21 protein-coding genes are annotated in these 24,783 nt (G+C 72.7%); 9 read left to right on the top strand and 12 right to left on the bottom strand.

What is annotated here, in order from left to right; genetic code table 11:
- Window positions 1-5: 5 nt before the first annotated feature.
- Window positions 6-1,619 (bottom strand): carboxyl transferase domain-containing protein, encoded by a 1,614-nt coding sequence (locus GNZ18_RS21405; protein WP_156218304.1) that lies wholly within the window; start codon window positions 1,617-1,619, stop codon window positions 6-8.
- A 76-nt stretch (window positions 1,620-1,695) separates the two neighbouring features.
- Between GNZ18_RS21405 and GNZ18_RS21400 the strand changes: the two genes are divergently transcribed.
- Window positions 1,696-2,280 (top strand): SACE_7040 family transcriptional regulator, encoded by a 585-nt coding sequence (locus GNZ18_RS21400; RefSeq protein ID WP_156218303.1) that lies wholly within the window; start codon window positions 1,696-1,698, stop codon window positions 2,278-2,280.
- On the opposite strand, the gene GNZ18_RS21395 is transcribed toward GNZ18_RS21400, so the two are convergent.
- The 4 genes from GNZ18_RS21395 to GNZ18_RS21380 form a co-directional block, all read right to left on the bottom strand.
- Window positions 2,263-2,952: an adenosylcobinamide amidohydrolase gene (locus GNZ18_RS21395; protein WP_156218480.1), complete on the bottom strand. Its 690-nt coding sequence runs from the start codon at window positions 2,950-2,952 to the stop codon at window positions 2,263-2,265. The genes GNZ18_RS21400 and GNZ18_RS21395 overlap by 18 nt on opposite strands.
- 2 nt (window positions 2,953-2,954) lie before the next feature.
- Window positions 2,955-3,725, bottom strand: a complete 771-nt coding sequence (locus GNZ18_RS21390; RefSeq protein WP_214617947.1) for an ABC transporter ATP-binding protein — start codon at window positions 3,723-3,725, stop codon at window positions 2,955-2,957.
- A complete protein-coding gene (locus GNZ18_RS21385; protein WP_156218478.1) occupies window positions 3,722-4,738 on the bottom strand; it encodes a FecCD family ABC transporter permease in 1,017 nt (338 codons plus the stop codon). Before GNZ18_RS21385 ends, GNZ18_RS21390 begins: the two co-directional genes overlap by 4 nt.
- 64 nt (window positions 4,739-4,802) lie before the next feature.
- The gene (locus GNZ18_RS21380; RefSeq protein WP_312874653.1) at window positions 4,803-5,723 is read right to left on the bottom strand and encodes an ABC transporter substrate-binding protein; all 921 of its coding nucleotides are present in this window, start codon (window positions 5,721-5,723) and stop codon (window positions 4,803-4,805) included.
- 280 nt (window positions 5,724-6,003) lie between these two features.
- Here GNZ18_RS21380 and GNZ18_RS21375 point away from each other — a divergent pair, with 280 nt between their 5' ends.
- Together GNZ18_RS21375 and GNZ18_RS21370 are read left to right on the top strand one after the other, a co-directional pair.
- Entirely contained in the window at window positions 6,004-6,609 is a 606-nt protein-coding gene (locus GNZ18_RS21375) for a TetR/AcrR family transcriptional regulator (RefSeq protein WP_246250111.1), read from the top strand.
- Window positions 6,606-6,983 carry a VOC family protein gene (locus GNZ18_RS21370; RefSeq protein ID WP_156218302.1) on the top strand — a complete coding sequence of 126 codons (378 nt, stop codon included), beginning with the start codon at window positions 6,606-6,608 and terminating at the stop codon, window positions 6,981-6,983. Before GNZ18_RS21375 ends, GNZ18_RS21370 begins: the two co-directional genes overlap by 4 nt.
- Window positions 6,984-6,986: 3 nt before the next feature.
- On the opposite strand, the gene GNZ18_RS21365 is transcribed toward GNZ18_RS21370, so the two are convergent.
- Entirely contained in the window at window positions 6,987-7,628 is a 642-nt protein-coding gene (locus GNZ18_RS21365) for a hypothetical protein (RefSeq protein ID WP_216651394.1), read from the bottom strand.
- Window positions 7,629-7,682: 54 nt separating this feature from the next.
- A complete protein-coding gene (locus GNZ18_RS21360; RefSeq protein WP_156218301.1) occupies window positions 7,683-7,856 on the bottom strand; it encodes a hypothetical protein in 174 nt (57 codons plus the stop codon).
- A gap of 1,045 nt (window positions 7,857-8,901) precedes the next feature.
- Here GNZ18_RS21360 and GNZ18_RS21355 point away from each other — a divergent pair.
- The 4 genes from GNZ18_RS21355 to vph all read left to right on the top strand — a co-directional run bounded on the left by GNZ18_RS21355 (window position 8,902) and on the right by vph (window position 13,097).
- A complete protein-coding gene (locus GNZ18_RS21355; RefSeq protein ID WP_156218300.1) occupies window positions 8,902-9,717 on the top strand; it encodes an alpha/beta hydrolase in 816 nt (271 codons plus the stop codon).
- A gap of 211 nt (window positions 9,718-9,928) precedes the next feature.
- Window positions 9,929-10,738 carry a type IV toxin-antitoxin system AbiEi family antitoxin gene (locus GNZ18_RS21350; protein ID WP_156218299.1) on the top strand — a complete coding sequence of 270 codons (810 nt, stop codon included), beginning with the start codon at window positions 9,929-9,931 and terminating at the stop codon, window positions 10,736-10,738.
- A gap of 149 nt (window positions 10,739-10,887) precedes the next feature.
- Window positions 10,888-11,358: a hypothetical protein gene (locus tag GNZ18_RS21345; protein WP_156218298.1), complete on the top strand. Its 471-nt coding sequence runs from the start codon at window positions 10,888-10,890 to the stop codon at window positions 11,356-11,358.
- An 875-nt stretch (window positions 11,359-12,233) separates the two neighbouring features.
- On the top strand, window positions 12,234-13,097 hold the full coding sequence (gene vph / locus GNZ18_RS21340; RefSeq protein WP_312874651.1) for a viomycin phosphotransferase: 864 nt from the start codon (window positions 12,234-12,236) through the stop codon (window positions 13,095-13,097).
- Window positions 13,098-13,538: 441 nt separating this feature from the next.
- On the opposite strand, the gene GNZ18_RS21335 is transcribed toward vph, so the two are convergent.
- Both GNZ18_RS21335 and GNZ18_RS21330 read right to left on the bottom strand, forming a co-directional pair.
- Complete coding sequence (locus GNZ18_RS21335) at window positions 13,539-13,838, bottom strand: putative quinol monooxygenase (RefSeq protein WP_156218296.1); 300 nt, start codon at window positions 13,836-13,838, stop codon at window positions 13,539-13,541.
- Between the two features lie 455 nt (window positions 13,839-14,293).
- Window positions 14,294-14,641 carry an ArsR/SmtB family transcription factor gene (locus tag GNZ18_RS21330; RefSeq protein ID WP_156218295.1) on the bottom strand — a complete coding sequence of 116 codons (348 nt, stop codon included), beginning with the start codon at window positions 14,639-14,641 and terminating at the stop codon, window positions 14,294-14,296.
- 151 nt (window positions 14,642-14,792) lie between these two features.
- Here GNZ18_RS21330 and GNZ18_RS21325 point away from each other — a divergent pair, with 151 nt between their 5' ends.
- On the top strand, window positions 14,793-15,956 hold the full coding sequence (locus GNZ18_RS21325) for an MFS transporter (RefSeq protein ID WP_216651393.1): 1,164 nt from the start codon (window positions 14,793-14,795) through the stop codon (window positions 15,954-15,956).
- A gap of 142 nt (window positions 15,957-16,098) precedes the next feature.
- On the opposite strand, the gene GNZ18_RS21320 is transcribed toward GNZ18_RS21325, so the two are convergent.
- Window positions 16,099-16,527 (bottom strand): nuclear transport factor 2 family protein, encoded by a 429-nt coding sequence (locus tag GNZ18_RS21320; RefSeq protein WP_156218294.1) that lies wholly within the window; start codon window positions 16,525-16,527, stop codon window positions 16,099-16,101.
- A gap of 73 nt (window positions 16,528-16,600) precedes the next feature.
- Between GNZ18_RS21320 and GNZ18_RS21315 the strand changes: the two genes are divergently transcribed.
- On the top strand, window positions 16,601-17,185 hold the full coding sequence (locus tag GNZ18_RS21315) for a TetR/AcrR family transcriptional regulator (RefSeq protein ID WP_156218293.1): 585 nt from the start codon (window positions 16,601-16,603) through the stop codon (window positions 17,183-17,185).
- Between the two features lie 203 nt (window positions 17,186-17,388).
- Here the strand turns inward: GNZ18_RS21315 and GNZ18_RS21310 are convergent, their stop codons facing one another.
- Together GNZ18_RS21310 and GNZ18_RS21305 are read right to left on the bottom strand one after the other, a co-directional pair.
- Entirely contained in the window at window positions 17,389-23,412 is a 6,024-nt protein-coding gene (locus tag GNZ18_RS21310) for a type I polyketide synthase (protein ID WP_156218292.1), read from the bottom strand.
- On the bottom strand, window positions 23,409-24,704 hold the full coding sequence (locus GNZ18_RS21305) for a class I adenylate-forming enzyme family protein (protein ID WP_156218291.1): 1,296 nt from the start codon (window positions 24,702-24,704) through the stop codon (window positions 23,409-23,411). Before GNZ18_RS21305 ends, GNZ18_RS21310 begins: the two co-directional genes overlap by 4 nt.
- Window positions 24,705-24,783: the final 79 nt, after the last annotated feature.

The following is a 24,783-nucleotide window of genomic DNA, read 5'->3' as shown; positions in this document are numbered from 1 at the left end:
GTCCCTCACATCCGGAAGACGCCGTAGCCGACCGGCTCCAGCGGTGCGTTCGCGGCGGCCGACAGCCCGAGCCCGAGGACGCGGCGCGTGTCGCGCGGGTCGATGACCCCGTCGTCCCACAGCCGCGCCGTCGAGTAGTACGGGTTGCCCTGCGCCTCGTACTGGTCGCGGATCGGCGCCTTGAACGCCTCCTCGGCGTCCTGCGGCCACTCCTGCCCGCGCGCCTCCATCTGGTCGCGGCGGACGGTCGCGAGGACGCTCGCCGCCTGCTCGCCGCCCATCACCGAGATACGCGCGTTCGGCCACATCCACAGGAAGCGCGGCGCATAGGCGCGCCCGCACATGGCGTAGTTGCCCGCGCCGAACGAGCCGCCGATCACGACGGTGAACTTCGGGACGCGCGCGCACGACACGGCCGTGACCATCTTCGCGCCGTGCTTGGCGATCCCGCCCGCCTCGTACTCGCGGCCGACCATGAAGCCGGTGATGTTCTGCAGGAACACCAGCGGGACGCTGCGCCGGTCGCACAGCTCGATGAAGTGCGCGCCCTTCAGCGCGGACTCGCCGAACAGGATGCCGTTGTTGGCGACGATCCCGACCGGATGCCCGTGGATGCGCGCGAAGCCGGTGACGAGCGTCGTGCCGTACTCCTTCTTGAACTCCTGGAAGCGGCTGCCGTCCACGACGCGCGCGATGACCTCGCGGACGTCGTAGGGGGTGCGCGGGTCGGGTGGGACGACCCCGTACAGCTCGGCGGGGTCGGCGGCCGGGTCCCGCGAGGGGACGACGTCCCAGGGGCGCGGCTCGCGGGGGCCGAGCGTGCCGACGATGTCGCGGACGACGCGCAGCGCGTGCGCGTCGTCCTCCGCGAGATGGTCGGTCACCCCGGACGTGCGGGAGTGCAGCTCGCCGCCGCCCAGCTCCTCGGCCGTCACGACCTCGCCCGTCGCGGCCTTCACCAGCGGCGGGCCGCCCAGGAAGATCGTCCCCTGGCCGCGCACGATCACGGCCTCGTCGCTCATCGCCGGGACGTAGGCGCCGCCCGCCGTGCACGAGCCCAGCACCGCCGCGATCTGCGGGATGCCGCGCCCCGACAGCGTCGCCTGGTTGTAGAAGATGCGGCCGAAGTGCTCGCGGTCGGGGAAGACCTCGTCCTGCCGCGGCAGGAACGCGCCGCCGGAGTCGACCAGGTAGAGGCAGGGCAGCCGGTTGTGCAGCGCCACCTCCTGCGCCCGCAGGTGCTTCTTCACCGTGACCGGGTAGTACGTGCCGCCCTTGACGGTCGCGTCGTTGGCGACGACCACGCACTCGCGCCCGGCGACCCGTCCGACCCCGGTGATGATCCCGGCGCCGGGGGCCTCGCCGTCGTACATGCCCTCGGCCGCGAGCGGTGACAGCTCCAGGAACGGCGAGCCGGGGTCGAGCAGCGTGTCGACCCGGTCGCGGGGGAGCAGCTTGCCGCGCCCGAGGTGCCGCTCGCGGGCCCGCTCGGGGCCGCCGCGCCCGGCCCGGTCGACCCGGTCGCGCAGCTCGGCGGCCAGCGCCTCGTTGTGCGCGGCGTTGGCCTTGAACGCCTCGCCCGCGACGTCGGCGCGGGAGCCGATCTCCGGTCCGGTCATGGTCCCCTTCCCGGTTAACGTCCGTTAACAACGCCGATGTTAATGCCCATTAACAAGCTTAGTCTAGACTGCGCCCATGACCACTCGGCCGGCCGGTGCGGACGTCGCGAACCCGCGCCGCGCGGAGATCCTCGCCGCCGCGGCCGAGCTGTTCGCGCGGCGGGGCTACCACGGCGCCTCGATCGGCGACCTCGGGCGCGCCGTCGGGCTCACCGGCCCCGCCCTGTACCGGCACTTCAGCGGCAAGGAGGCCGTCCTCGCCGAGATGCTGCTGGACATCAGCGAGCGCCTCCTCGCGGAGGGCCTGCGGCGCGCGGCCATCGCCGACCCGGGGCAGGCGCTGGACGCGCTGCTGCGCTGGCACATCGCGTTCGCGCTGGACAACCCGGCTCTGATCACCGTCCACGAGCGGGAGCTGGACAACGTTCCCGAGCCCGAGCGGCACCGCGTCCGCCGCCTCCAGCGCGCCTATGTCGAGGAATGGGTGGCGGTGCTGCACCGCCTGCGGCCGGGACTGCCGGACGGCTCGACGCGCGCGGCCGTCCACGCCTGCTTCGGGCTTTTGAACTCCACGCCCCGCAGCGCCACCGGCCTCGACCGCGAGGCCATGGCGGGTCTGCTGCACGCGATGGCGCGCAACGCCCTAGAGGCGCCTTTCTGAGGCGCGCAACTGCTCGGCGTAGTCGAGGGCGCCCGCGCGGACGGCGGCATGTACGGCGCGGGCGATCCGCGAACCCCAGGTCGAGCGCGGCCCGGCGAACGGCTCCTCCTCGCCGTTCACCGGCGCGGACACGCAGATCGCGTCGGACGCCGTGCCCGTGCACGGGAAGCCCGCCTCCAGCAGCGCCTGCGCCTTCGCCTCGGTCGCGGTGACGACCGCGTTGACCAGAGCGGCGTCGCTCAGCGCGACGGGAACCGCGACGACGATGTTGATGGTTCCCGGACGCGGCGCCGGGAGGGCGTTGCCGTGGATCGGCGCCAGCTCGGGATCGGGTGCGCCCTCGGGGGAGGCCGCCCACGTCGGGACGCGCAGGCCCACGGTCGCCGAGACGTGGACGCCCTGGTCGTCCCGGCGCATGGTCCGGTCGACGGACGCGGCGGTCAGCATGCCGACCCCCGGGCCCTCCAGCCCGTGGGACGCCGCCAGCTCACCGAGGTGCGCCACCGGGTCGGTGCGCGAGTAGGTGCCCGCGACCTGCGCGTTCAGCACCCATGACGTTCCACCGATGCCGCCGCCGAGCATCGCCGAGGAGATCGTGCGGCGGCCGGGACCCGTCCGCCAGAGGGTCGCGGCGAGCCGGGCGCCGTCCTCCTCCCGCCACACCAGGTCCAGTCTCACGGCCGCTCCAGGGAGAGGAGGGGGCGCCCGTCGGGCCCGGGGAGGACCCGCACGCGCGCGTCGAAGTGCTCCTCGATCGCCTCGCGGGTCAGCACCTCGGCGGGCGGCCCGGCGGCGGCGACCCGTCCCCCGGACAGGAGCACCAGGTCGTCGGCGTACTGCCCGGCGAGCGTCAGGTCGTGGATCGTCGTCACCACGGTCAGCTCGTCGGACAGGCGGAGCTGGTCGACCAGCTCCATCACCTGCTGCTGGTGGCCGATGTCGAGCGCGGTGGTCGGCTCGTCCAGCAGCAGCACCGACGTCTGCTGCGCCAGCGCGCGCGCCAGCACCACCCGCTGCCGCTCACCGCCCGACAGCTGGTTCATGGGGCGGCCCGCCAGGCCCGCGAGGTCGAGCCGGTCGAGCACCTCCGCCGCGACGGCGCGGTCGCGGGCGCTCTCCCGTCCGAGATGGGGGATGTAGGGGGAGCGGCCCAGGAGCGTGTAGTCGAACACCGACATGCCCACCGGGAGGTTGGGGTTCTGTGGCGCGTAGGCGACCACTTTCGCACGCTGCCGCGGCTTCAGCCGTCCGAGGTCCGCCCCCGCCACGCTGATCTCGCCGTCGGAGGGCAGCAGCCCGAGGACGGCGCGCAGCAGCGTCGACTTGCCCGCGCCGTTCGGGCCGATGATCGCCGTCCACGACCCGGCGGGCACGTCCAGCGACACCTTCCTGAGCACGGGGCGGCCGCCGAGCGCGACGTCCAGGCCCCGCACCGCGACCGTCACGTCTCCACCTGCCTGCGGCTCGCGCGCAGCACCAGGACGAAGAACGGCCCGCCGACGAACGCCGTCACGACGCCGAGCGGCAGCTCACCCGGCTTGATCACCGTCCGCGCCACCAGGTCGGCCAGCTCCAGGAACGCCGCGCCGCCCAGCAGCGACAGCGGCAGCACGATCCGGTACGAGCCGCCCGCCAGCCGCCGCACCGCGTGCGGCACCACGATCCCGACGAACCCGATCAGACCGCTCACCGCCACCGCGCACGCCGTCGCCAGCGACGCCGCGATCAGCACGGTCAGCCGCACCCGCGACGCCGACAGGCCGAGCGAGGTCGCCTCGTCGTCGCCGACGCTCAGCACGTCCAGCAGCCGCCCGTGCGCCAGCAGGACCACCGTCGACACCAGCGAGTACGGCGCGACCAGCGCCAGCTGGTGCCAGTCCGCCGAGCCGACCCCGCCGAGGATCCACGAGAAGATCCGCTGCAGCTCCTCCGCCTTCATCTGCTGGAGGAACGTCTGCACCGCCGCCAGGAACGAGGACACCGCGACCCCCGCGAGCACCAGCGTCGCCACGCCGTTCCCCTGGCCCGCCGTGCTGCCCAGCGCGTAGGCGAGGAAGACCCCGAAGATCGCCCCGACGAACGCCGCCAGCGGCACCCCGTACCCCGGGTCGCCCGGCACCAGCACGATCACCAGCGTCGCCCCGACCCCGGCGCCCGCCGCCGCGCCGAGCAGGTACGGGTCGGCCAGCGGGTTGCGGAACACGCCCTGGTAGCCCGCGCCCGCCAGCGCCAGCATCCCGCCGACCAGCGCCGCCATCAGCGCCCTCGGCACCCGGAGCTGGAACAGGATGTTCTCCTCGATGACCCCGAGGCCCGAGTCGACGCGCACGAACGGCAGCCGGTCGGCGAGGGCCTTCAGCACCCCGCCCGCCGGCAGGTCCGCCGCCCCCACCAGCAGCCCGGCCAGCAGCGTCGCCGCGAGCAGCGCCACCGCGACCGCGAGCGGCACGGCCCGCAGCCGCGCCGCGTGGTTCCCCTTCGCGGGGCCGGGGGGAGACGCGGCGCTCACCGCCGGACGTCCGTCACCGCGTCCTCTGGATCGCGTCGCCGATCGCCTTGACGAACAGGGGCAGGCGCGGGCCCCAGCGCGAGGCGATGTCGTCGTCCAGCGCGACCACGTTCTGCCCCTTGACGGCCTTCAGCGCCTGGAAGCCGGGCCGCTTGGCGACCGTGCCCGCGCTCTGGCCGCAGCACTTGGTGTCGGAGAGGAAGACCAGGTCCGGGTCCTGCTTGAGGAGGAACTCGCGGGAGAGCTGCGGGTATCCGTCGGACGCCTTCTCGGCCCGGTCGGCGATGTTGCGCATGCCGAACAGGCCGTAGACCTGGCCGACGAAGGTCTTGGACGTCGCCGTGTGGAGCTGGTTGTCCAGCTCGTGGTAGTAGCTGCGCCCCTTGCCCTTGGGCGAGGCCGCCACCGTCTGCTGGATGCTCGCCCGCATGTCGCCGGTCAGCTTCGCCGCCTCGGCCGTGTGCCCGGTCGCCCGGCCGAGGTCGTTGATCTCGTCGTACGCCTCGTCCAGGCTCTTGGCCGACGGCTCGAACAGGACCGGGACCTTGATCTTCGTCAGTGCCGTGACGATGCCGTCCATGTCGTCGGAGACGACGACGAGGTCGGGCTTGTAGCCGATGATCGCCTCCGCGTTCGGCTTGAAGCTCGACAGCTTCGTCCGGGGCGCGTCGCCGGGGTGGTTGGAGTAGTCGTCGACCGCCACGACCTGCGGCCCGGCCCCGATGGCGAACAGCGTCTCGGTGTGCGTGGGCGACAGCGACACGATCCGCTTCGGCTTCTCCGGAACGGTCACCGCGCCGTTCGCGGCCTGCACGGTGACGGACGCGCCGCCGCCCTTGCCCTCCGACGGCGGATCGTCGTCGCCGCCGCATCCGGCCGCGAGCGTCACCATGCCGATGACGAGGGCCGCGCCGAGGGCACGTACGGGTCTCACTGGAGCCTCCTGGATGCCGGGAAGCCGCGCCCGTCCATGACGGATCGCCCTTCCACGAGGTCGAGGTTCGTCGGCGCGCGGAGGAGGCGACCTGGCTCGGCCACTCGGGGAGAGGGGCACCACAGTTGCGGGACAGCGCCGGATTCACACCGGTCTTCGCTCCTGGGCGCGCTTGATCTGCAACGTTATCAGCCGGGGATTCCGGTTCCGTCGCGTGCTGCGGAGTGAGTACTCACTCCACTCTTGACGGAGTGAGCGCTCACTCCGTACCGTGGACGGCATGACCCGACGCAGAGCCCCCGGTATGAGTCCCGAACAGCGGCGCGAAATGATCATCCGGACCGCACTGCCCCTCGTCGCCGAGCACGGCGCCGGCGTCACCACCGCCCAGATCGCCCGCACGGCGGGGATCGGCGAGGCGACGATCTTCCGGGCGTTCGCCGACAAGGACGAACTCCTCGACGCCTGCGTGGCCGAGGCCGTGCGCAGCGACCACGTCCTGGCCGAGATCGCGGAGATCCCGCTCGACCAGCCGCTGGCCGCCCGCCTCGCCGAGGCGTCGGCCGCGATCGAGGCCTACCTCGCCCGCATGGGCATGGTCATCGGCGCCCTGCACGCCACCGGCCGCGTCGGCGGCGGACGCGGCGCCCACCCGCCCGGCGAGCGCGACAACTCCATGACCCGCACCCGCGAGGCCCTGGCCGAACTCTTCGAACCCGAACGCGACCGGCTCCGCCTGCCCCCCGACCAGGTGGCGGGCATGTTCATGGGGATGGCCTTCACCCGCGCCCGCCCTCCCGCCGGACCGGACGCGTCGGCCCCCACCCTGGAGGACACCCTGGACGTCTTCCTGCACGGCGCGCTCAAGGAAGGAGCCCCGGAATGACGATCACGCTGAACCACACGATAGTCTCCGCCGCCGACAACGACGAGGCCGCGCGCTTCTTCGCCGGTGTGATGGGCCTGGAATACACCGGCCCGCACCCCCACGCGCGCCACTTCGTCCCCATCAAGGTGAACGACACGCTCACCCTCGACTACCTGACCGTGGCCTTCCCGCAGGGCCAGCATCTGGCCTTCGACGTGGACGCCGCCACCTTCGACACCGTCGTCGGGCGCCTCGACGACCGCGAGATCCCCTACGGCGACACCCCCGCCCGCCCCGACAACGGCAGGATCGACCCCGCCCACCCCCTGGGCGGGCGGGGCGTCTACTTCTCCGACTCCAGCGGCAACCTCTACGAGCTGATCTCCCCCTGAGGTTCACGCCCGCCGGAGAGGATCGCGCGAGGCCCGCTCCCTCCCCTCCAGCAGGAAGTCGTGCAGCTCCGCCGCGTCCGCCAGCAGCCGCACGGGACGCGTCGCGCCGAACGGCGCGTCCCAGAAGGCCCCCTGGCGCGGCTTCCACGGCGCCACATAGGCATAGGGCTCGGCCAAATAGCCGTCCCCGGCCGACACGCCGTAGTTGACCTCGTCCACGGTGATGCCGAGGTCGAAGTGCTCGGGCCACAACACCGGCCCGGCCTCGGGCGCGAACCGCACCAGTGCCTCCCGCCCCCGCGCGAAGGACTCCACGATGTGCGCGGCGGCCTCCCCGTCGACTCCGAGCGTCTCGTCCAGCCCGACCCCACTGGTGTCGCCGTACAGGCCCTCCGGCGCCCCCGCCTCGATGCCCGCCGCCGTGGCGAGCTCCCGGCAGGTCGTCCCGTTCAGCGGAATCGCCCGATCACCCGCGACCAGTTCCGTCACGTTGACCCGCAGCTCCGGCGCCCGCACCGTCTCGAACCCGCCCCAGACGACCCGCAGGCGGATCGTCCCGCTCTCCCGGTACTGCGGCCCGGCGAGCACCAACTCCGCCACCCCGTGCAGAGCACGGCGGGTTCCCTCCAGACTCTCCAGCTCCACGACGCCGCCACCTCTCCCGATAGTCCGCCCGGCGCCCCACACGGTCTCACGCCGTCAGAACACCGGCCCGTCGGGCGCGTACTCGTCCGCGAGCCCCCGGTCGTTGTCCGCCCACCGCCGATGCCGCGCGGCCGAATGCAGATGCGCCTCGGCCTCCTCGGGATGCGCGTCCGCCATCACCTCCAGCAGCACGGCGGCCCGATCATGAGCCTGCGCGGAAGCGATCATGGACCGCCACGCATACCCCTCGCCGAGCGACCGCCTCCTGCGCCGCCCGCCGACCGCACCACCCGACCCGGGCCCAGCACCCCTCCGACGCGGGCCCCCGCGCGATCCGCCGTCCTCGTGAACGATTCCGCGCCGGTCACGCCCTGTACGCCCGCTCCCAGGCTCGGGGGCGACCTCACTCTCACGGGCGACCGGCGGGGAGCCGTTTCCCTGCGGGGCCCCACTCTTGGGCACCACGGGTCTTTTGCGCACAGTGGCCTTACCGGCGGCTCCCTTTCCGCGCGCGGCGCCCTTCCCAAGCGCTGCCCCGGGCTCACGCGGACGCCGGTTCTCCTGCGCGACCCCGTCTTTGCGCGAGGCCCTGCCTTTCCGGACGGCCTGTCCCTCACGCAAAGCGGCGCTCTTGCCCGTGCCTCCGCCTTTGTGCCGGGCTCCCTCCACAGGCGCGACCCGCCCTTTGGGAGGGGCCTTGCCCCTGCGGACGGCGTTGGCCTCACCCGATGGACGTCCCTTGCGTGAGGGCTTGGCGCCGCGTCCGGGCCGGGTTGCGCCGTCACGTGTGGTGCGAGCCTCGCGCACGGGACTGGGTGAAGCCCTGGAGGCGGCCTTGCGCCTCGCCGTGCCGTCAGCGGCCGAAGCGGTCCCGGAAGCGCCATCGGTGGCCGATCCGGCACCGTCCTGCGACACCTTGGCCCCTGAGGTCTTGCCGACCGTGGTCTTGCCGACCTTCCGGGCCTTGCGCCTCCCGGGGGCTTCACGGGCGGCCGGCCCCCCAGGTCCGTCGTCCGTGCAGGCCTCGACCTCCCGCCCGCCCCGGCGCGTCGCGGCGGGCGGCTCTTGCGGACCTTTCGCGCGGAGCGCGCGTTCCGGGCCGCTCATACCAACGGGCCTGTCTCCCGGGCACGTTGAACCGCTGGCCGTTCCGACACGTTCGGCTATCTACCCAGTGACAACACCGTTCAGCCTCACGTGCGGACGAAAGCCGCAGACGGGCATGTGGAGGCACGCTCCGACAGTCCGACCTGCACGGAACCCCCGGACGGCGATGATCCATCATGGACGGGTGCAGCCACCGGAGCCCCTCACCCTCTACACCGCGGACGACGTCCGGATCGACGCGGGACATCTGCACGGCGCGGACGACCTGTGCTTCGTCCTCGCGCACGGATTCACCTGCTCATGGCGGCAACCGGCGCTCCGGCGGATCGCGGCCGTCCTCAACCGCCACGGCGGCGTCATCGGGCTCGATTTCCGGGGTCACGGACGATCCGGCGGGCACTCGACCGTCGGCGACAGGGAGGTTCTGGACGTCGAGGCGGCGGTCGCGGCGGCCCGCCGTCGCGGTTACCGGCGCATAGCCCTCACAGGGTTCTCCCTGGGAGGTGCGGTGGCCATCCGGTACGCGGCCCTGTACGGCGGCGTAGACGCCGTGGTCACGGTCAGCGCGCCCGCGCGCTGGTACTACCGCGAGACGGTTCCGATGCGGCGTGTCCACTGGGTGATCGAAAAACGGGTGGGGCGGATGGTGGTGCGGCTCGCGCGGGGCACCCGGATCGCCTCCAAGGGATGGGACCCCGTACCGGAAGCGCCCCACGAGGTGGCCGGACGGATCGCGCCGACGCCGTTCCTCATCGTCCACGGCGACGCGGACCCGTTCTTCCCCCTCGACCACGCCCACCAGCTCTACGGCGAGGCCGCCGACCCGCGCGAGCTGTGGATCGAACCGGAGTTCGGACACGCCGAGACCGCGGCCTCCCCGGACCTGATCAAGCGAATCGGTGCCTGGACGTCAGCGGCCACCGCACTCCCACGGAGCAAGGCCGCCCGCGAGGCGCCGGAAGCCGCACCGGACCGCGAGTGACCATCCAAGCCGCCACAATGATCAGAAGGCTCTGACCTGCGAAAACTCAGAGTTATCCACATTCTCCCGACGCCCTTCCGAAGGACGTCCGCGCCCCGCCATCATCAAGGCCATGGACGCACTCACACTCTCCTGGACGCGGGACGCCCGCGGAACGATCGCCCCCACCGGCCCCGGAATTCCCACCGCCCCGCCAGAGGGAGCTTCACTCATGACGCGGGCAAGAGCGCTCAGCACCCTGTTACCTGAAGAGGCCGTCGTCGCCCGCCGTACGGCCGCATGGATCTGGGGCCTGGACGTCCTCCCACCGGGCGTCAACGAGGCCGACTGGGAAATCGAGGTGATCACACCCATCCCCTCCCAGAGCACCGCGGATCCTCCTGTCATCACCGCCGACCATGTGGACCTGCCCCCTGAACACGTCCGCGAAAAGGCGGGCGTGCGCCTCACAAGCCCTCCCAGGACGGCCCTGGACTGCGCCCGCTGGCTTCCCCGGGCCGAGGCGGTCGCCGCCCTCGACCAGTTCCTCCGCCTCGGCGTGAAAGCGGCGGAACTCCCTGCGATGGCGCGCGGCTTACCTGGATATCGAGGCAACAGGCGGCTGCGAGAGATCCTCAGCATCGGCGACCCCGGCGCGGCCTCACCCGGCGAGAGCTGGACGCGGGCCGCGATCATGCGGACGGGCTTCCCGCGCCCCTCCACCCAGGTGCCGGTCCCAGGCCCGCAAGGGCGATGGCTCTACGTCGACCTCGGCTACCCGGAGTTCCACGTCGGGATGGAGTACGACGGCGAACGCCACCACACAGGCTCCGCCGCCCGCGCCCACGACGACCGCCGCCGCCGTTGGCTGGCGAAGGAACAGGGCTGGGAGATCATCCCTGTCACCAAGGACTTCTTATCCCGCCCCGCCCCCTACCTCGAAGCCCTGCTGACCGCCCTGCTGACCCGCGGCTGGAAACCCACCGACGCCACCATGGCGAAAATAGCCGCCCACCTGACCGCCCCCACCCGCCGCCACTGACCGTCCCCCAGCCGCCCCCAAGCCATCGACGCTCGTGGTCGCCCCCAAACGGTGGAGGCCGCCCCGTCGACGATGGCCGACCACCCTGAATCCTGGGGGGTCGCATATATCGGTGAGAACCAGGCAATGCGCTGATCTAGGTTGCGGGTGTGGTGAAGAGCGACCATCTGGACGTGGGTGACTCGGAGACGCGTGCTCGGCTGCGCCATCTGCTGGAGCGGTTGAAGGACGAGTTGGGCTCGGCGATCGAGGTTCAAGACGACGATGGGGACTTGTGGGTGGCATGGGTCCGGCCTATGCGCCCCGGCGCGCTCGGCTTCGGCTGGATCTACTGGGGGAACGCCGACGCCGGGGAGGTCATCTTCCAACTCGACCTCGGCGGCGTGCGTTGGGAGCTGGGGAGGACACCACAGGATCTGGAATTCGTCGAACGACTCGTCCACGCACTCATCGACGGCACGGTGCACTCCATCCAGGCCCCGCACCGCGCCAGAGCGGTGGTCACTCTGCCTGACGGATCGCAGCACAAGGCGACCACGAATACAGGGCTCAGCGGCTGCCTGCCAATGCCCTTCTGGACCTTTTGGGGGCAACGCACCGAGCATGTCGCCTACCGGTAGCCATCAAGGCGTTCGGGCCAGTCGCGGACTCGCTCGACCGGATCGAGCGCCGCCGAGGAGGAAACCCCACCCGAAGAACATGGCGGAGCTGTGCTTCGCGCTGACTTCGCCTGCCGAGGCGACCTGTTCGGGGCCCGCTTTCGTCCGCTGCGGCAGTTCATGCTGGCCGGCCCGAACCACTTGCATCGCCGTCATCCTGTTGGCGCCCATCTCGGGTGCGCGGCTGGGAATGACACCGGCCCGGTCGGACTCACGGCTGCGCTCGCAACCACCCTGCGCTCGCAACCACCCTGCGTCCGCGACCATCCTGCGCTCGCGACCATCCTGCGCTCGCGACCATCCTGCGCTCGCGACCATCCTGCGTCCGCGACCATCCTGCGTCCGCGACGATCCTGCGTCCGCGACGATCCTGCGTCCGCGACGATCCTGCGCTCGCGACGATCCTGCGCTCGCGACGATCCTGCGCTCGCGACGATCCTGCGCTCGCGACGATCCTGCGCTCGCGACCATCCTGCGCTCGCGACGATCCTGCGCTCGCGACGATCCTGCGCTCGCGACGATCCTGCGTCCGCGACCATCCTGCGTCCGCGACCATCCTGCGTCCGCGACCATCCTGCGTCCGCGACCACTCTGCGCCCGTGACCACTCCGCGCAGGCATCGATGTGTGTGGGCCGAGGGCCTGGACACTTAGCTGCGCTGGCGCATCGTCAACGTCCACCCTTCGCCATCTTGAGGGCCCGGCCGTTCAATTCCGGGGGGTGGCCGTACCCGCAGTGAGAAGGGCATTGGCAGGGGCGATAGGCTCGCCCGCCGGGGCCTGACGCTGCCTCGTCCGCGTTGCCTCCCACCTGTCGAAGGAGCCGAAGGTCACCTCGTGAGCATTCTTACGACGCATCGCACTCTGCTGAGCCGCTTGCTGCCCGACGACGACCCCGATGGCCTCGTCGTACGTCAGGGGCAATTTCACCTCGTCGTCATGGGCTCGGACCGCGTCGTGTGCTTTCCGCGCACCGGGGCAGCGGCCGCTCGGCTGCCCGAGCGGGCGGCCGCTCTACGCCTGCTCGCCGGTCTCGACCTCGGCTTTCGCACCCCTGAGCCGCTATTGGAGGGCGGCGCCTACGGCACCGATGAGACGCCGTTCCTGGTCTTGAGCCGCATTCCCGGTGAACCCCTGAGCAGTGACGCACTCGACGACGCCGACGTCCTCGACGCCGTGGCGGAGCAGTACGCCACGCTTCTGACCGACCTCGCCCGTGCAGGCGGCGACGAGGCGGTCCGAGCGGTTCTCCCTCAGGAACCACACGACCGGTGGCGCAGGTTCGCGGACGACGTGCGTGCTGAGCTGTTCCAGCTCATGTCCGACGGTGGGCGCTTGCGAGCCGAGGAGGAACTGGCGGTACTCGACGGCCTTCCCCACCTCAACCCGGCGGTGGTCCACGGCGATCTGGGCGCGGAGAACGTCCTGTGGGAGTGGACGGACGGCCGGCCGCGCCTGTCCGGTGTCCTCGACTGGGACGAGGTCACACTCGGTGACCCGGCCGAGGACCTCGCAGCCCTCGATGCCAGCTACGGCCGTGAGCACCTGGAGCGGGTGCTCGTGCACGGCGAATGGTCAAACGATGGGCTGGTTGCCCGCATCGCCGCGATCCGTGGCACATTCGCCCTGCAACAGGCTCTCGCCGCCCTCCACGATGGCGACGAAGAAGAACTGGCCGACGGTCTGAGCGGCTATCGCTGACACATCGACTCACTCTCTTCGTCGAGTACTTCAGTCCGACAGCGGCCCAGCCGACCAGGTCGTCGTCCTTGTACCAGAGATGACGGCGACCTGGTCGGGTGGACGCCTGGTCGGGACCTGGCTGTGCGGCCTGCTGGCATAGACCTACCCGTCGGTGGGGAGTGGTGGGCGTGATTCCAGCACGCTGCCGTCCTCATGCCGCCGGGCGGTTCGGGCCACCGACCGAGACTCAGAAAGCCTGGCGCCGCGCGGTCCAGGCACCGTTGCCAACCTGATCAGCAGCATGCACGAATACATCGTTCCGAATGCCTCGAACAGTCGCTCGGCCGGCTTGCCGAAGGGCGTGGGGGGACGCGCGGTCTGACCAGGTCGCCGACCCACGGCTCTGGAGTGCTCGGTGCAGGGGCCGTTGCCATAGGGATCATGGGCGCACCCCCGTGCTCAGAGGGAGATGTCGGTCAGGTGGCGCAGGGTGAACGGCTCGGCGAGGATCTCGTCCAGGACTTGGGCTACGCGCTTGAAGTGGGGCAGCGTGAAGTGGTGGTCGAGCGCGGCGCCGTCGGTCCACTCCTCGATCATGATCATGCGGTCCGGGCGGTTCGGGTCGACGTACGGCTGGTAGCGCAGGCAGCCCTCCTCGGCCAGCGATGGCGCGACCATCGCGTTCAGTTCGTCCCGCAGGCGCTGCTCCTGTCCGGGCTTGGCGACGAAACCGGCGACGACGGTGAGGGTGTTCGACATTATGGAGACTCCTGGTTTTCAGTGGTCGATCTCGATGGGGTTCGTTCGCTGGCGACGATGTCCATCCTGCGGGCCCGGTCGTCGGGGGCCCAGTGCTCCGTTCAGCCTGGGTTTGCCAGAACCAGGCAGAGCTGTCTCGCGGGGGCTGCGGATCGGGGCCAAGCGCCGACTGCTCCTCAAGGTCGGTTCTGCCCGCGCGTGACCTGATCTGGCGGGCTTTTGTGCGCGGGGGCCTGCCAGGGGCACTGGCGCGGCCGGGGTGGGGGCCGACTCCTACGCGTTCCTGGCGCTCGGATTCTCTCCGTTGACGGCCTCGGCGCCGCCAGCCCTTCGTCTCGGTGCCGGCGAATGCGACCTGTCTGCGCGAGTTCGCCGGGGCGGCGGCGCGGGGGGACGGCGCGGGCCGCCAGTCGGGCGCGGTGAGGTGTGGCAGGGGTCGGGTGCTCGGGGCGGAGCTACGTCCAGCGGGCGACGATGTCGTGTCCTTGCGGGATGACCAGGTCGAGGAGGCCGGGGAAGCGGGCGTCTAGGTCGTCGCGGCGGAGGCGGTTCAACCGTCGCGTTCCCTCGTCGCGCTGATGGATCACTCCTGCCTCGCGCAGGGTCCTGAAGTGGCCGCTCTGGGTGGACTTGCTGACCGGGAGCGCGAAGGTGGCGCAGGCCAGTTCGCCCTCGGGTTCGACGTCGGCGAGCCGGGCGACGATGGCCAGCCGGACGGGGTCGCTCAGTGCGCTCATCACTGTCGTGAACTCCAGCTCGGCCCGCTGCGGGTGTACGAGCCTGGTCGCGGTGCGGCTTGCCATGCTCCCATCCTAGCCAAGCATGTTCGGTATGGTTGAACATGTGTTATGTTCGGCGCCACCGAACATGATGGAGGGGGAGGACATGGCGAACGGCGCTGGTGCTGCTGGAACGGCGGTCCGGTCGCGTGGTCGAGGCGCGTCGGCGTGTCGGGTGAACGGGTGGCGATTCTGGGCCACGGCCTACACGTTGCTGATCCTGCTGGCCGGAACGAACCTGCCGACTCCGCTGTACCGCGGCTACGAGGAGCGGTTCGGGTTCTCGCCCTTCGTCGTCACGTTGATCTTCGCCGTGTATGTGGCCGTGCTCATCCCGTCCTTGCTGGTCGCCGGGCCGCTGTCGGACGCGGTCGGCCGCCGCCGGGTGCTGGTACCCGCGCTTGCGCTGGCCGGTCTGGGGGCGCTGGGGTTCGCGCTCGCGACCGATACGTGGTGGCTGTTCGCTGCCCGGATATCGCAGGGTCTCGCCGTCGGCGCCGCGTCGGGCGCGTTGACCGCCGCGCTGAGCGAGCTCGAACCCTCCGGCAGCCGCCGCAAGGCCGCTCTGGTCTCGACCGTGGCGTCGGTCGGCGGGCTGGGCCTCGGCCCCGTCCTGGCGGGGCTGCTCGCCGAATATGTCGCGGTGGCGCCCGACGTGGTGCCCTTCGCCGTTGAGATCGTGCTGCTGATCCCGGCCGCCGTCGCCGTCATGGCGCTGCCGACCACAAGGGAGACGACCCGGTGGCGGCCTCGCCGGCCCGGGATCCCCGCCGCGACGCGGGCGGTGTTCGCGACCAGCGGCACGGCCAACTTCTTGGCGTTCGCGGTGATCGGGCTGTTCCTCACCCTCATCCCGACCTACGTCGCCACCCTCGCGGACAGCGGGAACCTGCTGCTCGGTGGTGGGACCGCCGCGCTGCTGCTGGCCTGCTCGGCGATCGTCCAGATCCTGGGCTACGGGCGGTCCCCGCGCCACCTGCAACTGCTCGGGCTGCCGCTGTTGGCCCTCGGCCTCCTCATGCTCGTCGGGGCCCGGTCCTCGCTGGTCCTGCTTCTGGGGGCGGCCGTGCTGGCAGGCGCCGGCCACGGGTTGGTCTTCCTCGGCGGACTCACCACCGTCAACAACGCCGCTCCCGACGGCAGCCGGGCCGAGGTGCTGTCCGGCTTCTACGTCATCGTCTACCTGGGTGTCGGGCTGCCCGTTCTGGGAGTCGGCGTCCTCGCCACCGCCGTCAGCCTCACCACCGCCGTGAGCTGGTTCGCCGGGACCGTGGCCGTCCTGTGCCTGCTCGTTCTGCTCGCGGTCGGCCGCACCGGTCGCCGGTCGCTCGCGGGATGAGGTGGCCGGCGACCGTGTCCGCCGTGACGGCAGGGCACTTCGGGGGTGCCGATGACCTGGCGGGAAATGCCGTCGAGGCGTGAATCAGGATTGCGGCGATTCTTGGGCTTCCTGCTTTTCCGGATTGTTCGGTCGAGCGCGGTCAGGTGCGGATGCCGTCGAGGAGTTCGTTCAGGGCGCCCCGGCGGCGGGCTGAGGAGATGTGGTCGATGTAGTCGTGGGAGGCGATGATTTCGCCGTCCCGGACGCGGAGGACGAAGATGCAGGGAACGCGGAACGATTCGCCGCTCCCGGTCGTCCCTCGGTATTCGAACTCGGCGATGATCACCTCCGGGTCCGTCGTCTCGTGCACGGTGATGTTGGCCGGCTCCTGGCGGAGGGGCGGGAGGCTCTTTCCGGCAGAGAAGTGCTCGCGGAGTTCCTCGCGGGTGCGCATCGGCTTGTCTCCGGTCGGCGCGAAGGGGTGCTCGACCAGGGTCTCGTCCGCGTACAACTCGGGAAGCTCGTCCCAGCGGCCTTCCGCGACGCCCCATACGAGCTTGTGGAACACCTCGCTTGGAGTGAGCGTCATGATGCCTCCCGTGGGTGCGGTATCGTTCCGAAGTGGAGACTCCGAATATATGGAGTGGAGACTTCGGATGTCAATGGAACCTACACGCGCTGATGCCCGCGACAACCGGGCCCGGATTCTGGAGGTGGCGGAGGACGTCTTCGCGAGGGGCGGGTCCGCGGCCTCCACCGAGGAGGTCGCCCGGCTCGCCGGGGTCGGCATCGCCACCGTCTTCCGGCACTTCCCCACCAAGCGGGCGCTGCTGGAGGCGGTGCTGGTGAAGCACTTCGACCATCTGTGCGAGCGGGCGCGGGGCCTCGCCGATTCGGATGAGCCCGGCCCCGCGTTCTTCGAGTTCTTCGGCCACCTCGTGGACGACGCGGCGGGCAAGCTCGCCATCATCGAGGCGTTCACCGATGCGGGCGGCGATGCGGAAGGGCAGGCGGGGCGGAGGCCGCGGGAGCTGCGCGAGGCCGTGGGTGTGCTGCTGGTGCGCGCGCAGGAGGCGGGAGCGGTGCGCGCGGACGTCCGGCTTGAGGAGGTCTACGCGCTTCTCGTCGGCGTCGCGCGTGCCGGTGCCCACCTCCAGCTCGACGCGCACGTCCGCGCTCGCACGGTCGGGATCGTTTTCGACGGGCTCGCCGCTCGCGAGAGGGATGAGCGGAGGCCCGTCCAGTGAGTGAGGCGCGCGGTATCGGCCTGTGGGGTGCTGATGACGTGCCGGTCAGCGAAGGCCGGCGGTACCACCGCCGGCCTTCGCGCTGTTGAAAGGATCCTCCACGCTCGCGCGGCTTCCTGCTCGATTCCGAGTCGCCGCGGTTCTCTCGGTTTCGCTCTCGTGTTTTCTGGCGTACGCCCTCGCGGGCTGAGGGCCGTCGCCGGTCAAAGAGTGGGGCGTGCTCGTTCTAGGGCCTGTGCCATTCCGGCGATGGTCGGGGCCTCGAACAGGGAGCGCATGGACGGCGGGTCGCCCAGCAGGTCGCCCGCGCGCCAGATGAGCTGCACGGCCACCAGCGACGACCCGCCGAGGGCGAAGAAGTCGTCCTCGACCCCGATCGTGTCGACGCCGAGGACCTCGGCCCACAGATCGGCGAGCGCGGCTTCCAGTTCGGTGCGGGGAGCGACATAGGTGCCGAGGGCGGAGCGGTCGGACGGGGCCGCCAGGACGCCGTCGCGGGGCGGTGTCCCCTCTTTCATGGATCGGCGGTCCGCCCGCCGGGCCCGGGTGATGATGTCGTCGATCGGCACCGCGCTGACGACGACCTGCGGGCCGAGGTCCGCGGACAGGAGGCGGCGTAGGGCTTCGGCGCCGTCCGCCGGTGTGATGCCCGGCCGGTCACCCGGCGCGGCGGGCGCGAGGGTCCGGTGCGCGTCGGCGTCGAACGCGCGGAGGATGACGTTGTCGATCGACAGTATTTCGTCGCCGGAATCGTCGAGGAGGGTGACGTCCAAGACCCGTACGCCTTCTGTCGTTTCGGGCCGGCGGCGGATGTGGCTGTGGAAGCGGGCGGGGAGCGGGCCGCGCATGATGACGCCGCCGTAGCCGACCGGCAGGTAGTCGCCGTCGCGGTCCGCGCCCGCCGCTATCGCCTCGTCCAGAAGCGCGGGATGGAAGGGCAGAGCGTCGGTCGTGACCGATTCCGGGGCGGACAGGGTCGCCAATGTCTCCCCTGGAGCCGAATGGGTCGTGACGATGCTCGTCCAGCGTCCGCCCAGGGTGACCGCGCCTCGTTCGCCTTCGGGTGCGCGCTCGTGCGTGCAGCGAGCGCGGATGGCCGCCAGGTCGGCGGTCGGGGCCGGGGGAGAGGTGGTGGACGTTCCGGTCGCGTGTGCGTGGTCGACGGCGCGGCCGGTCGCGTCCAGGCTGCGGACGGTCATCCGGCGCGTTCCGGTGCCCGCGCCGACCACGACCTCGATGTCCGCCGTTTCGCCGTCGGGGACGGCGAGCGGGGAGGCGAAGGCGACGTCGCGCAGTTCCACCGTGCCCGTTCCGCCCTTTTCCACGGCGAGGAAGGCCGCGCGCATCAGGTCGAGATGGGCCGTGCCGGGGAGGACGGGCGTGTTCTGCACCCTGTGCTCGTCCAGCACCCAATGGGTCGCGGGCGACATCGTGCCCCGGAAGTGGGACGAGCCGGACGGGTCGTCGCGGCGCGCGGTGAGCCACGGGTGCGCGTCGGACGCCGTCCACGCGTGGGCGTAGGGGACGCCGACCTCCGCCGCCATGCCGACGTCGAGCCATTCGCCCCAGTTCACCGAGACGACCGGGGCGGAGACGCGGCGGGGGCTGCGCGCGTAGGCGTCCAGGAAGGCGTTGGCGGCGCAGTAGTCCGCCTGCCCGAGGCCGCCCGCGAGGGCGGTGACCGAGGAGCACAGCGCGAAGACGTCCAGCGGGTCGTCGCCGAAGACCTCGGCGAGCGCCAGCGTACCGGCGATCTTGGGGGCGAGCACGGCGCGCGCCGCGGCCGCGGTCTTGACCTCGATCAGGCCCCCGCCGGGGACGCCGGCCGCGTGGACGATGCCCGCGACCTCCCCGAAGCGCTTCGCGATCTGCTCTCTGACCTGGCGCAGCGCGACGGGGTCGGTGACGTCGGCGGAGAACACCTCGACCTCGGCTCCGGCCTCCTCCATCCGATGTATCGCGCGTATCGCGCGGGAGGTCCGGTCGCCGGGGTCGTGCTCGGCGAGCCACCCGCCCCAGGAAGCGCGGTCGGGGAAGCCGGACCGTCCGAGCAGCGCGAGGCGGGCGCGGGCCTCGCGGGCGAGGTGCTCGGCGATCGAGATCCCGAGCCCGCCCAGCCCGCCCGTGATCAGGTAGACGCCCCGGTCGCGCCAGGCGGGGTCCTGGCCCTCCTCCAGCCGGACCCGCGTCGTCGCCGGCGTCCAGCGCCGCCCGTTGCGCAGGGCGACGACGGGTTCCGCGTCGTCCGCGCCCAGTTCCGCCGCGAGCCGCGCGAGCGTCCGCGCGCCGCCGAGGTCGGTGTCGATGTGGCGGCAGGTGACGTGCGGCAGCTCCCGCGGGAGGACGCGGCCCACCCCGGCGACCGTCGCGAGTTCGGGTGCGAGCAGGTCGGTTCCGTGGACGTCCTGGGCGTGTGCGGTGACGACGTCCAGGGCGAGCGGGGACGCGGGGCTCTCCGCCAGCGCCTGGGCCAGGGCGAGCAGGCCGAAGAACGCGCGGTCGGCGAACGCCGCGTCGGGCGGTGTCGAGGGGGCCGGCGGGAGACGCAGCCCCCAGGCGGCGATGATCCGCCCGGGTGCCCGCCCGGCCTCGGCGAGTGCTTCCAGGACCCGGAGGTGGTCGTCGCGGTCGGACGGGTCCACCGTGAACGTGTCCTCGTCCCGGCGCGTGTAGCCGTGGCCGGGGAGGACGCTCACCACGGCGGCGCCACCGTCTCGCAGGCGGGCCGCCAACGCCTCGCCGGGGCCGTCCTCGTCGTGGAGGAGCAGGCAGGGACCCAGGCCAGCGGCCTGGCGCGGGAGGGGCGCCGCCTGCCGCCAGCCCGGAACCTCGTACCAGTCGTCCACCGTCGGGCGCCGCGCCTCCGGCGCCGTCCCGGCGTCCGGCGGGGCGTCCACCCAGAACCGGCGGCGGTCGAAGGGGTAGGTCGGCAGCGGCACCCGGCGGCGGCCCGGCCCGGACAGCGCGTCCCAGTCGACGGGGACGCCGCGCAGCCACAGCCCGCCGACCGCGCCGAGCAGGGCGGCGTCGTCGCCGGAGTCGAGCGTGGGCAGGACGCCGTGCGGACGGCACAGCTCGGTCAGCGTGCGCCCCGGGCCGACCTCGACCGCCGCCCGGTCGCCGGCTCCGAGCAGGCGTTCCGCGCACGCGCCGAAGCGGACGGGCGCGCGCAGGTGGCGGGCCCAGTACGCCGGGTCGGTCGCCTGCTCCGCCGTGATCCAGTCGCCGGTGACACAGGACGGGAACGGGACGTTCGGCCGGTTCCTCGGCACCTTCGCGACCAGTTCGGCGAACTCCTCCAGCACCGGGTCCATCATCGCCGAGTGGAAGGCGTGGGACGTGCGCAGCCTCCGGCTGGGCGTGCGGCGCCCGGCGAGCGCTGCGGCGAACGCCTCCACCGCCTCGGTCGGCCCGGCCACGACGCACGTGCCGGGCCCGTTGACCGCCGCGACCGACACCGCCTCCGGCAGGATCGCGGCGACCTCGTCCTCGGGCAGCGGCACCGCGAGCATCGCCCCGGCGGGCATCCGCCCCATGAGACGGCCGCGCGCCGCGACCAGCGCGAGGGCGTCCGGCAGCGCGAAGACCCCGGCGAGGCACGCCGCGGTGAGTTCGCCGACGCTGTGCCCCAGCATCGCCGCGGGCCGGATCCCCCATGAGCGCAGGAGTTCCGCGAGCGCGTACTGGACGGTGAACAGCGCGGGCTGGGCCAGCTCGGTCCGGTCCGGCGAACGCGGGGAGTCGGCGAGGAGGTGGTCGCGGATGTCCAGGCCCAGGTGCGGTTCGAGCAGGTCGGCGCACCTGTCGACGGCGTCACGGAAGGCGGGGTAGGCGCGGTGGAGGCCGCCGCCCATGCCCGGATACTGCGCGCCCTGGCCGGGAAAGAGGAACACGGGCGTGGCGGGCGGACCCTCGACGGAGCCGGAGCGGACGCGGTCGGAGGCCAGCGCGAGGGCGGCGTCCTGCCCGTCGCGGACCACGACGACGGCGCGGTGCGGGTGCTCGGCGCGTCCGACCTGGAGGGTGTGGGCCACGTCGGCGATGTCCGCGCCGTCCTCGGACGCCAGATGGGCGCCCAGGTTCGCGCGCATGTCGTCGAGCGCGGCCCCGGTCCTCGCCGACAGCGGCAGCAGGTGCCACGGCGCTCGCGGCGGCTCCGCCGGACGCGGCGCCGGGCCCTCCTCGACGATCACGTGCGCGTTGGTGCCGCCGATGCCGAAGGCGCTCACCCCGGCGCGCCTGGGCCGGGGGCCGCGCGGCCACGGGGTCAGCGTGTCGACGACGCGGAAGGGGCCGTTCGCGAAGTCGATCCGGGGGTTGGGCCGCTCGAAGTGGAGCGTGCGCGGGATCAGCTCCTCGTTCAGCGCGAGCACGGTCTTGATGAGGCCCGCGATGCCCGCCGCGCTGATGAGGTGCCCGATGTTCGACTTCACCGAGCCGATCCCGCACCATCCGCGACCGCCCGCGCCGCCCGCGCCGCCCGCGCCGCCCGCGCCGCCCGCGCCGTACGCGCGGCTGAGCGCCTCGACCTCGACGGGGTCGCCGAGCGCGGTCGCCGTGCCGTGCGCCTCCACGTAGCCGACGCTGCGGGGGTCGACGCCCGCCCTGGCCAGCGCCCGCGCGGCGACGGCGGCCTGGCCGTCGACGCCCGGCGCGGAGAAGCCCTCCTTGGCGGAGCCGTCGTTGTTGACCGCCGAGCCGAGCACCACCGCGTGCACCGTGTCGCCGTCGGCGAGCGCGGCGGACAGCGGCTTGAGGACCACCACACCGGCGCCGCTGCCCCAGATCGTCCCCCGGGCGTCGGCGTCGAAGGGGCGGCAGCTTCCGTCCGGGGAGACGACGCCGCCGTCCTGGTACAGGTAGCCGTGACCGTGCGGGATCACGATCGAGGACGCGCCGGCCAGCGCCATGCGGCAGTCGCCGCGGCGCAGCGCCTCGGCGGCCAGGTGCACCGCGACCAGCGACGTCGAGCACGCCGTCTGCACGGTCATGGACGGCCCGCGCAGGTTCAGCCGGTGCGACACGAACGTCGCCAGGAAGTCGGGGTCGTTCGCGGACGAGACGGCCAGCGTGCCGACGCTGTCCACCACCGCGCGGTTGGCCCGCACCAGCTCGAAGCCGTAGGTGCCGCGTCCCGTCCCGGCGTAGAGGCCGATGTCGCCCGCGTAGCGGCCGGGGTCGTATCCGGCGTGCTCCAGCGCGGCGTGCGCGGTCTCCAGCAGGAGGCGGTGCTGCGGGTCGCGGATCTCCGCCTCGCGCGGGGTGAGGCCGAAGAACGCCGCGTCGAAGCGGTCGGCGCCGTCCAGGACGGACGCGGCGGGCACGAACGCCGGATGCCGCGCGACGTGCTCGGGGACCCCGAGCGCGATCTGCTCCTCGGGCGTGGAGCGGCGGATCGACTCCACCCCGCCGATCAGGTTCTGCCAGTAGGCGTCGAGGTCGTGCGCGCCCGGGAAGCGCCCGCTCATCCCGATGATGGCGATCGGCTCGTCGGCCGGGGCCGCCGCCGGTTCCGGACGGAGGTCGCGGGCGATGGACGCGAGCAGTTCCCGGCGCGCCGAATGCAGGAAGAAATGGTCGCCCGGAAGAACCCGGAGGGTGAATCCCGCGGAGGTGTGCGCCCGCCATCCGGACATCTCACCGGGACCGGCCATCGCGTCCTCGCCGCCCGCGAACGCGGTGACGGGAAAGCCGAACGGCGCCTCCGCCGTGTAGCGGTAGTCGTCGGTGAAGGCGAAGTCGGAGCGCAGGATCGGGAGCCAGACGGCGCGCATCGCCGGGTCGTCCAGCACCTCGTGCGGGGCGCCGCCCAGCGCGGCCAGCCAGGCGGTCAGCTCGCCGTCGGGCATGTCGGCGACGCGCGGGCGCGACAGCGGGACGTGCGGGACGGGGGAGCCGCTCACGAACAGCCGCTCGGGCGGGGGAGCGCCGAGGCGGCGCAGCCGCCTGCACAGCTCGAACCCCAGCAGGCCCCCCATACTGTGGCCGAACACGGCGTAGGGGCGGTCGGTCAGCGGCAGCGCCGCGCGGGCGAGGGCGTCGAGGTCCACGGCCGGCGGCTCGTCGGCGCGGGCCTCGCGTCCGGGCAGCCGGACGGGCACGACCTCCACGTCCGGGAGCAGCTCGGCCCAGCCGCGGAAGGCGCCCGCGCCGCCCCCCGCATAGGGCAGGCACAGCAGCCGCGTCCGCGCCCCGGAACGGGGCGCGCCTGTCGCGAACCAGCTCATCGGCCCTCCGCCTCGGCGCGGCGCATCAGGTCGGCGACGAGCATGCCGCGGCGCGCCTTCCCGGTGAGGCCGCGCGGTATCTCCGGGAGCCGGACGAACCGGCTCGGGAGCTTGTGCGGCGACAGCAGGGCGGCCAGGCTCCGGCGCATCTCCGCGTTCGGCACGTCTCCGTCGGTCACCACGAAGGCCACCATCTCCTCCCCGTTCGCCCCTGGCGTTCCCGCGACGACGCAGTCGACGACGCGGCCGTTCATCCGCAGCGCCTGCTCGACCTCGTGCGGGTCGACCCGCCGCCCGCCGATGTTCATCAGCCCGCCGCGCCGTCCGGTGAGGTGGAGGCGGCCGCGGTCGTCGAGGCGGCCCAGGTCGCCGGTGCGCCGCCACGGCGTGGGCGTGCCGTCCGCCCGGGCGTGGCGGGCCATGACCTCGCCGGACGCGTCGGCCGTCAGCTCGACGCCCTCCAGCGGCGTGCCGACGCCCTCGCCGGGGTCGCCGCGTCCGAGGGTCAGCGAGCCGTCCTCGGTGGTGCCGTAGGCGGGGAGCAGCGGCAGGCCGGTCACCTCCGGCCACCTCGCGCGCAGGTCGTCGGGCAGCACCTCGCCTCCCGCGACGCAGGCGCGCAGCGCCCAGCTCCGGACCACGTCGGGCTCGCGCGCCAGCCGCTCGGCGTAGCCGCGGTACAGGAACGGGATCGTCAGCAGGACGGTCACCCGCCCCTCCAGCAGCGTGCGGTGGAACTCGGCCGGTCCGAGCAGCCCCGAGCGCATCACCACGGTCGCGCCGGACAGCAGCCCGGCGAGCAGGGCCCGGTCGAGGCTCATCCGGTGCGGCATCGCGGCGGTGCTCCACACGACGTCGCGCTCGCCGAACCGCAGCGCCCGCGCGCAGGCCCGCGCGTTCGCCAGCAGCTCCGGCCAGCCGACCTCGACGATCTTCGGCAGGCCGGTGGTCCCCGAGGTGCACAGGCCGAGGACGGGCGGCCCGTCCCCGGCCCCGGCCCCCTGGAACAGCCCGCGTGCGCGTTCGGCCTCCCAGGCCGTGGCGGCGGCGTCGAGCAGCAGCACGTCGTGCCCGCCGCAGGCCAGGCGCAGCAGCGCGACGACGTCGTCGACCGTGCCGGACACGGGCAGCACCCGCCGGTCGCTCCCCGGCTCGGCCGAGGCCAGCCGGTCGGCCAGGTCGCCGTAGCCGATCTCGCCGCCCGCGCCACGGAGCGCGGGGCGGTCCGGCGACCGGTGCGCCGCCGACCGCACGGCATCGATAAGCGCCTGCGGGCCCGGTGGGCGTCGCATCCGATGTCCATTCCCCGAAATGGAAGCGGGGGGCCGCCGTACGGCGCGGCCACCCCGCTGATCATGGTCGGTTCCCGTA

Source organism: Actinomadura litoris, from assembly GCF_009733595.1.
Lineage (GTDB): Bacteria > Actinomycetota > Actinomycetes > Streptosporangiales > Streptosporangiaceae > Spirillospora > Spirillospora litoris.
The sequence above is the reverse complement of the archived record's forward strand: the minus strand, read 5'-3'. Positions and strand labels throughout refer to the sequence as shown.

Bases quoted from the DNA above. Each gene is read 5' to 3' on its own strand.
- GNZ18_RS21310 (WP_156218292.1), bottom strand. From the start codon at position 23,412: ATGAGCTGGTTCGCGACAGGCGCGCCCCGTTCCGGGGCGCGGACGCGG.
- GNZ18_RS21305 (WP_156218291.1), bottom strand. From the start codon at position 24,704: ATGCGACGCCCACCGGGCCCGCAGGCGCTTATCGATGCCGTGCGGTCG.
- GNZ18_RS21335 (WP_156218296.1), bottom strand. From the start codon at position 13,838: ATGTCGAACACCCTCACCGTCGTCGCCGGTTTCGTCGCCAAGCCCGGA.
- GNZ18_RS21350 (WP_156218299.1), top strand. From the start codon at position 9,929: ATGACGCGGGCAAGAGCGCTCAGCACCCTGTTACCTGAAGAGGCCGTC.
- GNZ18_RS21375 (WP_246250111.1), top strand. From the start codon at position 6,004: ATGACCCGACGCAGAGCCCCCGGTATGAGTCCCGAACAGCGGCGCGAA.
- GNZ18_RS21360 (WP_156218301.1), bottom strand. From the start codon at position 7,856: ATGATCGCTTCCGCGCAGGCTCATGATCGGGCCGCCGTGCTGCTGGAG.
- GNZ18_RS21320 (WP_156218294.1), bottom strand. From the start codon at position 16,527: ATGACGCTCACTCCAAGCGAGGTGTTCCACAAGCTCGTATGGGGCGTC.
- GNZ18_RS21405 (WP_156218304.1), bottom strand. From the start codon at position 1,619: ATGACCGGACCGGAGATCGGCTCCCGCGCCGACGTCGCGGGCGAGGCG.
- GNZ18_RS21330 (WP_156218295.1), bottom strand. From the start codon at position 14,641: ATGGCAAGCCGCACCGCGACCAGGCTCGTACACCCGCAGCGGGCCGAG.
- GNZ18_RS21400 (WP_156218303.1), top strand. From the start codon at position 1,696: ATGACCACTCGGCCGGCCGGTGCGGACGTCGCGAACCCGCGCCGCGCG.
- GNZ18_RS21315 (WP_156218293.1), top strand. From the start codon at position 16,601: ATGGAACCTACACGCGCTGATGCCCGCGACAACCGGGCCCGGATTCTG.
- GNZ18_RS21370 (WP_156218302.1), top strand. From the start codon at position 6,606: ATGACGATCACGCTGAACCACACGATAGTCTCCGCCGCCGACAACGAC.
- GNZ18_RS21355 (WP_156218300.1), top strand. From the start codon at position 8,902: ATGATCCATCATGGACGGGTGCAGCCACCGGAGCCCCTCACCCTCTAC.